Annotated in this window: 10 protein-coding genes and 1 pseudogene; 7 read left to right on the top strand and 4 right to left on the bottom strand. The window is 66.7% G+C overall.

Annotation, left to right across the window (positions count from 1 at the left end):
- The first annotated feature begins 604 nt into the window (after positions 1 to 604).
- Positions 605 to 1048 (top strand): peptidase inhibitor family I36 protein, encoded by a 444-nt coding sequence (locus ACWCPY_RS42320; protein WP_451274403.1) that lies wholly within the window; start codon positions 605 to 607, stop codon positions 1046 to 1048.
- Between the two features lie 372 nt (positions 1049 to 1420).
- Here ACWCPY_RS42320 and ACWCPY_RS42315 read toward each other — a convergent pair.
- Together ACWCPY_RS42315 and ACWCPY_RS42310 are read right to left on the bottom strand one after the other, a co-directional pair.
- Positions 1421 to 1564: pseudogene (locus ACWCPY_RS42315) on the bottom strand (IS5/IS1182 family transposase); the annotation flags it as partial.
- 23 nt (positions 1565 to 1587) lie between these two features.
- On the bottom strand, positions 1588 to 2199 hold the full coding sequence (locus ACWCPY_RS42310) for a hypothetical protein (protein ID WP_451274401.1): 612 nt from the start codon (positions 2197 to 2199) through the stop codon (positions 1588 to 1590).
- A 187-nt stretch (positions 2200 to 2386) separates the two neighbouring features.
- On the opposite strand from ACWCPY_RS42310, the gene ACWCPY_RS42305 reads away from it, so the two are divergent.
- Positions 2387 to 3142, top strand: a complete 756-nt coding sequence (locus tag ACWCPY_RS42305) for a transposase family protein (RefSeq protein WP_451274399.1) — start codon at positions 2387 to 2389, stop codon at positions 3140 to 3142.
- A 223-nt stretch (positions 3143 to 3365) separates the two neighbouring features.
- On the opposite strand, the gene ACWCPY_RS42300 is transcribed toward ACWCPY_RS42305, so the two are convergent.
- Positions 3366 to 3818 carry a helix-turn-helix domain-containing protein gene (locus ACWCPY_RS42300; protein WP_451274397.1) on the bottom strand — a complete coding sequence of 151 codons (453 nt, stop codon included), beginning with the start codon at positions 3816 to 3818 and terminating at the stop codon, positions 3366 to 3368.
- Between the two features lie 54 nt (positions 3819 to 3872).
- Here ACWCPY_RS42300 and ACWCPY_RS42295 point away from each other — a divergent pair.
- Both ACWCPY_RS42295 and ACWCPY_RS42290 read left to right on the top strand, forming a co-directional pair.
- Positions 3873 to 5053 (top strand): IS3 family transposase gene (locus ACWCPY_RS42295; RefSeq protein ID WP_451274395.1). Its coding sequence is split into 2 segments (ribosomal slippage): positions 3873 to 4157 and positions 4160 to 5053, totalling 1179 coding nucleotides; the frame shifts between segments, so codons are not numbered across the junction.
- Between the two features lie 368 nt (positions 5054 to 5421).
- Positions 5422 to 6246 carry a hypothetical protein gene (locus tag ACWCPY_RS42290; RefSeq protein ID WP_451274393.1) on the top strand — a complete coding sequence of 275 codons (825 nt, stop codon included), beginning with the start codon at positions 5422 to 5424 and terminating at the stop codon, positions 6244 to 6246.
- Between the two features lie 181 nt (positions 6247 to 6427).
- On the opposite strand, the gene ACWCPY_RS42285 is transcribed toward ACWCPY_RS42290, so the two are convergent.
- On the bottom strand, positions 6428 to 6661 hold the full coding sequence (locus tag ACWCPY_RS42285; protein ID WP_451274391.1) for a hypothetical protein: 234 nt from the start codon (positions 6659 to 6661) through the stop codon (positions 6428 to 6430).
- A gap of 738 nt (positions 6662 to 7399) precedes the next feature.
- Between ACWCPY_RS42285 and ACWCPY_RS42280 the strand changes: the two genes are divergently transcribed.
- The 3 genes from ACWCPY_RS42280 to ACWCPY_RS42270 form a co-directional block, all read left to right on the top strand.
- Complete coding sequence (locus ACWCPY_RS42280; protein ID WP_451274389.1) at positions 7400 to 7828, top strand: winged helix-turn-helix transcriptional regulator; 429 nt, start codon at positions 7400 to 7402, stop codon at positions 7826 to 7828.
- A gap of 148 nt (positions 7829 to 7976) precedes the next feature.
- On the top strand, positions 7977 to 9188 hold the full coding sequence (locus ACWCPY_RS42275) for a hypothetical protein (protein ID WP_451274387.1): 1212 nt from the start codon (positions 7977 to 7979) through the stop codon (positions 9186 to 9188).
- A 122-nt stretch (positions 9189 to 9310) separates the two neighbouring features.
- On the top strand, positions 9311 to 10212 hold a 902-nt coding region (locus ACWCPY_RS42270; protein ID WP_451274405.1), incomplete at its 3' end, for an IS701 family transposase.

Below are 10212 nucleotides of genomic sequence, written 5' to 3'. Positions count from 1 at the left end.
GAGCGAAGCAGCAGGTCAGACGGCGCCCTCGGCTCCTGTACATCCGCACTTCCCAGCACCGCCGTCTGGAGCTGCCGCCTGTCACCCATCTACTACAACGCTTCACGAGAACTCCTGTCCTGATTGCGTCACAAGATCGCTGCAAGATGGAAACAGGGTCGTTGAACCAGTCGGCCCTCGTCGTCGTTCTAGTCATTACCAGAGTCCGAAGGGTAGAAATTCTCGCGAGACTCACCTGTCGGCCGAGAAGGGGGATGACTATAAGGGCCTGTAGATCAATAACACGTCGATTCCGATTCTATGCCTGTGACATGTACTACGAGCCGCTGACCTGCAGTGACGTCGCGCCGAGCAGGTACCAAGGTCGGCACTACCGGGGCGTAGACCCGCGTGTTGTTCGGAGACGCGCCCTAAGAGCTGTCTCGTAATTCTCTAAAGCAGCACGACCGTTGCAGAATCTCGCCGGATTTATGACTGTCCACGCACATTTCGCATGGGGACGTTTCCCTCCCTGTGAACCAGATAGGTGCAGATCCCGGCATGACCGCCCGAATCTCCAGCCTTTCGCTCGCACGTCCGAGAATCATCCCTCAAAGGAGTCAGCATGAACGTCAGACGCGCCATCACTGCCGGATCGGCCGCACTTATCTCTGCACTCGCCCTGGTCCTCGTCAACGGCCCTCAGGCCAGCGCAAGTTTCGATCAGTGCCAGGATGGCAAGTTCTGCATCTGGGCGGACCCAAACTACACCGGCACCATCGGCCAGTCGCAGAGCAGTCAGGGAAACCTGACGAACATGGACAACAGAACCACTTCGTTCTGGAATCGCACGGGGAAGACGGTCGTCTTCTTCAACTACGCAAACTACTACAGCACCTTCAGCGGATTGGGAAACTGGGGCAACACCTACCCCTACTGCGTTACGGTCCTGCCCGGCGCGTCGCACTACGACCTGAAGTCAGTGGACCCTCTGTTCAACGACACCATGTCCTCTTTCTACATTGGGGGTACGTGTGTGGACTCCCCCTCGATCCACACTTTCCAGTGACAAGTCGCCGCCAACGACTGCGACTTCGGCGCGGCTTGCTACCACAGGGATGGGCTGCCGGCATCACGCCACAACCCATCCGGGCAGTTCCGGCACTTCCTGTGCGGACGGCGTGGCCCGTTTGGCGAAAGTAACGTTGTGCGCAATCCGCGAGGATCCTGCGCCGTTGAGGGGACGCTGAATGCCTCAACTCAGCAGCGCAGGAATCTCGTTGGTTTCCTTTCTTGCCCTGATCGACCTTGCCCTAGCCGAAAACGTCATCCATTGAGGTCATGCGGCATGTCGGTACTCGCTGCGAATGCCGCCGAGGCGATCGCGGCGGCGTATGTCGAGGCGGGCGATCTCGTCCGGATCAGTGAACCTTCTCCAACCTCACGTTGACGCGTGATGGAGGACAAGTGCGGCCTGGACGATCACAGGGATGCGGTTGGTGCTGCAGCGGAGCTTCCGTAGGAGGTACCGGTTCTTCAGGGCCGCCATGGCCTGCTCGATCAGGTAGCGGATCTTGGAGTGACTGCTCTGCCAGACGCGTCGTACGGTTAGCCGAAGTAGAGGTCCCAAACGACGTGCGGCAGGGCATCGCCAGGGTCTTCGATGCGGGGCGCGGTCTTCACTCCGCTGCCGGTCGCGAGCATGGATGCGTTTTGCAGGGCTCCCAGAATCGAGCCGAACATGTGGGACATGCTGTCCCACCGTTTCACTCCGTCCAAACCGATGGACGGGTCAACCTCCAGGACCGCCCCGTGGTCACCGCCAGGCCGGTGATCAACAACGAGTTCGCCGCCGGCGTGGTTCCTTGCGACCGGTAGCCACAGCTCGTGCGCCTCCAAACCGACGATGAACTCCTCTTCACCGTCGGCGACGGCCCGCTCCACCTCTTCCACCATGTTCGCCAGCCCCTGCGTCATGCCGGACACACCAAGGAGCGGAAAGTCCGAGGGGACGAAGGCGCCTGCGGGCGGCACCGGATCGCGCTGCGATCCGTCATGCGTGGACAACCAGACCAGCACGTCCTCGTGAACCTGGAAGGCCCCCGCTGTCAGGGCGACAATCCGTGCCGGATCCGCTGGCGGCATCAGCTGCCGGAAGTCGCCCGGAGCATGCTCTGCCAACCAGCGATCGAGGTCGGCCAGGATGCTGCGAAGCTCCACGTGTCGTGCCCTTTCGTCGGGAAGGTGTCAGGGTACGGCCACACTTCGTGGAGCGGCCCGACTCATCGCAGCGATCTAATTCCAACCTGTTGGTGATGTCTGTCAGTTGGGCAGCTCTGCAACGCGAGGAAGCTCCTGGTAGGAGGTGTCACGACCAAGATCCACCGTGCCCCACCAGGAGCTTCGCGTGCTTGTCTACCCGCCGTCGATTGATCTGTCCAGCCGCACCTTGCAGTACCTGAGCGCTCGGCTGCACGCCCGGCGGCGGGAGATCGGGACACGCCGGCGGCGTCTGCCCGCAGGACGACAGGCCCTGCTCGCCCTGGCTCACCTGCGCTGCGGCGATACATATGCCCAGCTCGCCGCCGGGTTCCGCATCGGCATCGCGACGGTCTATCGCTACATACGCGAGGTAATCGACGTCCTGGCCGTCCTCGCCCCGACCCTGACCGAGGCGATGAAGACCATCCGGAGCAAGGCGTTCGTGATCCTGGACGGCACCCTCCTGCCGATCGACCGGATCGCCGCCGACACCCCGTACTACTCCGGGAAACACAAGCGCCACAGCATGAACGTCCAGGTTCTCACCGATCCGTTCGGCCGACTGTTGTGGGCGTCCCCCGCCCTGCCCGGGTCCGTCCACGACCTGACCGCCGCACGGACCCACGGGATCATCGACGCGCTTGCCGCAGCCGAGCTGAAGTGCTGGGCGGACAAGGCATACCAGGGAGCCGGCCACCCCGTCCGTGTTCCGTTCCGCGGTCGTCGGCTCAAGAGGTGGAAGCGCCGGCACAACAGCAGTCACGCCAAGATCCGCTGTTTGGTCGAGCAGGCCATGGCGGTCCTGAAGAGCTGGCGCCTCCTACGGAAGCTCCGCTGCAGCACCAACCGCATCACCGCGATCGTCCAGGCCGTGCTCGTCCTCCATCACGCGTCAACGTGAGGTTGGAAAGGGCTCATTCTCGGCATCCGGACGCCGCTGAGCACAACCTCGATGCTCGCATCGGCGAGGATCGCGTCGAACAAGGCGGGGAACTTCCCGTCCCGGTCCCGGATCAGGAACCGCGCCCGGCAGCGTTGTCGGAGTACTCATGAGAGTGTTCCACCGAGTACAGAGATCAGTGCCGTGGCGCCCAGAATCCGGATCCGCCGACTGCCGTGCTCGATCACTGCGAGCACGTACATCCGTGCCCCGGGCAAGGTGACCGTCTCGAAGAAATCGCACGCCAGCAGGGCGTCGGCCTGCCAGCGCAGGAAATCCGCCCCCGTACTTGAGCTCCGTTGGGGTGACGGATTGATCCCGGCCTCGCCTCCCGCAGGATCTCCCAGACCGTGGAGGGGGCCACCGTCACGCCCAGCACCAGCAGCTCGCCGTGGAGGCGTCGGTAGCCCCACGTGGGATTTTCCCGTGCCAGGCGCAGCACCAGGGCGCGGATGGAGCGCACGGTGCGGGGCCGACCCGGGCGCTTCGGCTTGGACCCGGCGGCGTGACGGCAGGCGACCAGGTCGCGGTGCCAACGTAGCACCGTGTCCGGCCGGGCCAACAGCCGCAGCCTGCGCAGCACGCCCCGCGGCAGCCGGTGCAGCAGCGCCGCCAGGAACGCCCGGGACTGCTGCATGGATAAGTGACACCTGACCTGGCTTGCTGAGAGGCGGCCTGGAAGGATGTTGCAGTGCCCAAGCCGTATCCGAAGGAGTTCCGCGAGGACGTCGTGCGGGTCGCGCGCAACCGTGAACCCGGCGTCACGCTGGAACAGATCGCCGCCGACTTCGGCGTCCACCCGATCACGCTGTCGAAGTGGCTGCGCCGTGCCAACACCGATGAGGGCGGCAGGCCCGCGACAGCGTCGGGTGAGTCGGCCGAGCTGCGCGAGGCCCGCAAGCGCATCCGGCTGCTGGAGCAGGAGAACGAGGTTCTGCGGAGGGCTGCGGCGAATCTGTCGCAGGCGAACCTGCCGTCAAAATGATGTACCCGCTCGTTCGCGAGCTGGCCGCCGCCGCTGCCCCTCACCGGGTGCCGGTGGCGGTGACGTGCCGGGTGCTCGGGCTGGCCCGCCAGCCCTACTGCCGGTGGCTGGCCTCACCGGTCACCGTTTCCGAGCTCGCCGGGGCATACAGGGCCAACGCCCTGCTCGACGCGCATCGCGACGATCCCGAGTTCGGTCACCGCTTCCTTCTCGACGAGGCCCGGGCCGCCGGTGAGTCGATGGCTGAGCGGACCGCCTGGCGGATCTGCAGGGACAACGGCTGGTGGAGTGCCTTCGGCAAGCGCAGGGGCCGTGGGAAGAACGCCAAGGCCGGGCCGCCTGTCCATGATGATCTGGTGCGGCGGGACTTCACCGCAGCCGGGCCGAACCGGTTGTGGCTGACGGACATCACCGAGCACGCAACCGGCGAGGGCAAGCTGTATCTGTGTGCCGTCAAGGACGTGTACTCCAGCCGCATCGTGGGCTATTCCATCGACGTCCGGATGCAGTCCAGCCTCGCGGTGAGAGCCCTTGAATCCGCCGTCGCCCGTCGCGGCCAGGTCGCGGGATGCACTGTTCATTCCGATCGCGGGTCGCAGTTCCGCTCACGGAAGTTCGTGTCCGTTCTCGCACGTCACCACCTGGTCGGCTCCATGGGCCGGGTCGGTGCGGCCGGCGACAACGCGGCAATGGAGAGCTTCTTCGCGCTGCTGCAGCAGAACGTCCTCGACCGCCGTACCTGGGCCACCCGCCAGGAGCTGCGGATCGCGATCGTTACCTGGATCGAACGCACCTACCATCGACGCCGGCGTCAGAGACGCCTGGCCCGATTGACCCCCGTCGAGTACGAGACCATCATGACCCCAGCCGCAGCCCTGGCTGCATAAACCCCGCTGTCACCCAACCCTGCAGCAGTCCCCGTCATCGGACCACGCCCTGGATCACCGCAGTGCAGGTAATCCACCGCTGGTGCCTGGTGAGTTGGGTAAGCCCTGCTGCGCGAGCTGTCTGCGCATCCAGCGAAACGGCCGCCCTGCCGAAGAGCGACGGCCGCGGCGCCCTGGTCGAAGCCGTCCTCCGCGAAGCCGATGGCCGCACCGCTGGGCGCACCGCCCGCTGCGCCCAGAACCGCGCCCGACTCGTACGATCCCTCTACACACGCCTGGACCGCCTCACCGAGGACATTCCCGCCGCTCCTCGGGCCCTCCACAAGCACCTGCACCCATTGTCAGTGCCGGCTGGGACAATAGTTACCATGACTGACTTTTCACTTCATCTCCTGGGATCCCGGCGGCAGTTCCAGGTGGAAGAACTTCCGCCTGCGACCTCGGTCCACACCGGACAACAGTTGCGATGCGTAGAGCTGGAGCTGCGGGTGTCGGGCGATCGGCAAGACGACCTCGAAACCGCGCTCAAGGCCGCTGCGGCCCCCGCCGGACGACCTCTTGAGGGTGAAGGCACAAGGTGGCTGGTTTCGAGCCACAGTTACTCGTACACCGACAACGAGCGGCCGCACGTATACACCCACCGCCTAGAGCTCCAGGAGGTAGAAGAGCTGCAAGCCTCCGCCGTGGAGGTCGAAGGGCTCACTCTCGTTCCGATTCAGTACAACGAGGACGTCGACGAAGGGATTCTCCTGGTATCTCTCGTCACTGACGTTTCCGGCGAAAAAGGTGAGCGTCTTGAGGAACTCATCGCTGCGCAGGAAGACCGGTACTTCAACGTCGTCCGCCGAGGTGTCAGTGAGAGCCCCGTTCGTATGCGCTTCGGCCGTTGCCTGTGGCAACGGGGCGAAGGCGATACCCGACGCCACAACCTGACGCTTGTCGCCGATGAAGGCCAGCCAGATCAGCCTCTCGGTTTCGGGCTGATCAACCAGCCCCAGCTCAGCCGCACCACTGAGAAGGCCATCGCCCACACCAAGGCACTCGATCTGCTCGTGGAGCAACTTCGCTCTCAAGGAGTCCTCACCGACGAGGCCGCCAACAACATCAAAGCTGCCGCACTCCCACACGACCTCACAATCCGAGAAGGACGCGAGTTCTGCCGCACAAGCAAGATCGATCAATACTGGCGCTGAGTTCCTACTTCGCAGAGGACCTCCCGGCTGCCACGCAGCCCGCAGCGGGAGTAGCCCAAGCTCCTGGGACGCGGTACCGCTGGCCCGGGTCAGCGGAAGACCCGTTCGACTTCGACTGACCCGACGACAGCGGGGCCGGAAGGATCAACCCCGCCTGGCCCCGCTGCTCGTTCCCGGCTACTCACCGGCTGAGGCGGATACGCGGCCCCCACGCGAACTCGAGGTCGTCCAGCAGGACGTCCTCCAGCACCTTCTCCCGCCGGCCGCGCAAACCGAACGGCTTGGTCTCCATCCACTCCAGGATGACCAGGGTCTCGGGCTGCCCGACCAGCGCGTACCGGCCATGCGAGGCAGGCCTACTGCCCGGCCCGTACCCGCGCAGCAGCTCCTCCAGGTGGGCGAGATGCTGCTCCACGAACACCTCCAGGCGCTCGATATACCCCTCGCATCCTCGGCACGCACCGCGCTCAGCGAGACGTCCAGGAACTCACCATCCGGCCAGTGACGCTCGCCCGGCGCGGCCAGGGCCCACGTGAACCGCTCCGCGGCCGCCAAGACCTCCTTCACTGGAGCCTCCTCCGGCGCGGGGAGGCTGGCTGCCGGAGGTGGGCGAGCAGCAGGGCACTGGAGGCGGCACGCGCGCTGCGCGTGGGCGGTGGTGTCGGCGATGCGCAGCAGGTAGCTGGCGACATCGCGGACGTCGGCGAACCAGCCGTCCTCGAAACACTCCTCGCACCTGTGCGGGGCGCTGCTCTCGAAGACGCAGGTATGGGCCCCGACCACCACCCCGGCCTCCAGCTTCGACACGATGTCGTCCGCCTGCTCGTGTCCGATGCCGACGGCGGCCAGGACCTGGAAGACCGTGAACCGCGCTGCCGTGGCCTCGCTCTGGTGTTGGCTGATACGGGCCAGCTCCTGGCCGTACGCGTCGGCGTCGTGCTGCTCCGTGCTCATCTGCCCACTCCAGCCCGAGACCAGCCAGCGCGGCGAGCTGCCGCCTCGACCTGCGCCCGCACCTCTTGCATCCCGGGGTCGGCCAGCAGAGCCGAGATGACGTCCTCCGCCTCCGCCGTTTGCGAGGACCCTCCGCAGAGCACTAACTCAAGGACAGCGCACTCGATGGGGAAGCGCTGCTGTGCGGTAAGGTAATGACATGATGCAGTCAACTGAGCCGGTTGCGGCGGGCCGGGACGCGGCGACCGACCCCCTCGACGCTCCGGACGCTTTCAACGTGTTCGCCCGTGATTGCCCCTCGCGCATCACGCTGGAGCACGTCACCGGCCGCTGGGGCGGACTGATCCTGGGCGCGCTGCACGAGGACACCCTGCGCTTCAACCAACTGCGCCGCCGGGTGGACGGGGTGAGCGAGAAGATGCTCTCCCAGACCCTGCACGCTCTGGAGCGCGACGGGCTGGTGTTCCGGGACGCCCAGCCGGGCAACCCGCCCCACGTGGAGTACCGCCTGACCCCGCTGGGCTCCCAGGTCTCGATCCGGCTACTCGCCCTGATCAACCTGGTGGAGGACCGGATGCCCGACGTACTGGCCGCCCGGGCAGCCTACGACTCGCGCGCAACGACCTGAGGCAACGTCGCAGGGACCGGCTCTTCTGCCGTGTCGCACCGGCTACCGCCCGCTGCTCTCCCGCACCACCGCCGACCGAGTCGTACACCGGCGTCCCCTTCGGGACCGCACGGCCCGCGCGCAGGCTCGACGAGCGGTTGCCACCCTGGTGGCGTTCGCCGCGGTGATGCCGCAGGTCGCCGCAGACGAGGCGATCGAGGTGTTCGACCTGGTGATGGGCGACCTGATCCGCTCCTCCAGCACCAAGATGACCAAGCAGCGGCTGCGAACGCTGAAGGACCTGGAAGCTGCGGCGATCCTGCTGCGTCAGGCGTGGATCGCGGTGTGCGGGGCCGCCGCAGATCCCGAGGGCGACATCCGTGCGATGCTCGACGCCATGGACGTCGCCCCCTTCCACGCGGCGGCCGACACGGTCAAGCTGCTGGCGCAGGAGCCCGACGACGGCGCCGAGCAGATGCTGGCCGCCCGCTACAACACCATCGCCCGCTTCCTGCCCGACCTGCTCAAGACGTTCGAGTTCGCCTCCAGCCCGGCCGGCGAGCCGGTGCTGGACGTGCTGGCGTTCGTGAAGTCCCTCAAGGGCCGGCGCCGCCCCATCCAGGGCTGGGAAGTACCGGCGAAGTTCCTCACCTCCGCCTGGCGCCACCTGGTCTTCCCGCCCCCGCCGATGCCCGTGGGCAGCGTCGAGAAGCGCGCCCTGATCGTCGCCTCCACCGAGGCCCTGCGCACTGCCCTGCACCGGCACGAGGTGTACGTGCCGGGCCTGCGCAAGTGGGGCGACCCCAACGCCCGGCTGCTGAACGACACCGCGTGGGAGGTGGTCCGCTCCCAGGTCTGCGAGGAACTCGACCTCGATGTGAAGCCGGACACGATCCTGGCCGGGTGGACCAATCGCCTGGACGCCGCCCATCGGGCGTTCGCGAACGGCCTGGCCGCCAACCCGGCGGTGCGGATCGAGCAGCAGGGCGGCCGGAACCGGATCATCCCCACCGGCCTGGACCGCCTGGACGAGCCCGCCTCCCTGCGCGAGCTCCGCAAGGAGGTCGAGGCCCGCCTCCCGGCTGTGGACCTGCCCGAGATGGTGCTGGAGGTCAACTCCTGGGTGTCCTACCTGGGCGACTTCACCTACGTCTCGGAAGCCAACTCCCGCATGGACGACCTGGAACTGTCCACGGCCGCCGTCCTCACGGCCGAGGCGACGAACGTCGGCGTCGAGCCGATCGTCCACGACGGGGTCGACGCGCTGCTCAGCCGCGACCGGCGCGAGATCGCGGGCAAGCTCGCCTGGTCCGTCGCCGCCAGCCTCGACGGCATCATCGCCACCGAGCACCGGGGTGGGTTTCCCGACTCGGGACACTAGTAGGGCTTGGTCATGTGCGGTCCGTGATGGCGTGTCTTCTTGATCGGTCGTGTCGTTGACCGTGTGTGCTGAGTGAGGAGTTGGCTGCGGGCCGGTGTGATCTGGAGGACTTCGCGGCGGAGATGTTCGAGCCGTTCGCGCGGGCGGACCAGCGGCGGTGGGGCGGGGTCTATCTGCGGGGCCTGCTGCTGGACGGCGGGCGCAAGTCGGTGGAGCCGATGGCCGCCCGTCTGGGCGAGGACGGGAACCGGCAGGCCCTGGCCCACTTCGTCACTTCCAGCCCCTGGGACGCGGCGCATGTGCGGGCCCGGCTGGCCTGGCGCATGCAGCCCGTCATCAAGCCCACCGCGTTGATCATCGATGACACAGGATTCCTCAAGGACGGAGATGCGTCGGCGTGCGTGACCCGGCAGTACACCGGCACCGCGGGCAAGGTCACCAACTGCCAGGCCGGAGTCTCGCTGCACCTGGCTTCCAACGGCGCCTCCGCGGCGGTCAACTGGCGTCTGTTCCTGCCCGGAAGCTGGGACCCCGTCTCGCCCAAGGCCGACCCGGCCAAGGTCGCCCGCCGCGACAAGTGCGCCATCCCCGCCCAGGTGGGCCATGTCGAGAAGTGGCAGCTGGCCCTCGACATGATCGACGAGACACGGTCCTGGGGCATCGAGGTGCCCCAGGTCATCGCCGACGGCGGCTACGGGGACACCGCCGCCTTCCGGCTCGGCCTGGAAGAACGCAGCCTCGACTACATGGTGGGCATCTCGACCACGACCACCGCGCAACCCGAAAACGCACAGACATGCACCCCGGCCTACTCCGGCCGCGGCCCACACCCGGTTCCTGCCTACCCCGAGCCGGCACAGAGGGTGAAGAGCCTGGTCATCGCGGCCGGTAAGAACTCCGCGCGGCCGGTGCAGTGGAGGGAAGGATCACGGCCGGGCAGCGGCCGCAGCGGGTACAAGCGCATGTACTCGCGCTTCGTGGCCCTGCGGATCCGGCCCGCCGGACGTGAGATCCGCAAGGCCAC

The sequence above is a fragment of the Streptomyces sp. NPDC002403 genome, from assembly GCF_053593015.1.
This window is presented reverse-complemented; position numbering and strand designations above follow the sequence as displayed.

Coding starts and splice junctions, on each gene's coding strand:
- ACWCPY_RS42280 (WP_451274389.1), top strand. CDS start 7,400: ATGATGCAGTCAACTGAGCCGGTTGCGGCGGGCCGGGACGCGGCGACC.
- ACWCPY_RS42300 (WP_451274397.1), bottom strand. CDS start 3,818: ATGCAGCAGTCCCGGGCGTTCCTGGCGGCGCTGCTGCACCGGCTGCCG.
- ACWCPY_RS42290 (WP_451274393.1), top strand. CDS start 5,422: ATGACTGACTTTTCACTTCATCTCCTGGGATCCCGGCGGCAGTTCCAG.
- ACWCPY_RS42320 (WP_451274403.1), top strand. CDS start 605: ATGAACGTCAGACGCGCCATCACTGCCGGATCGGCCGCACTTATCTCT.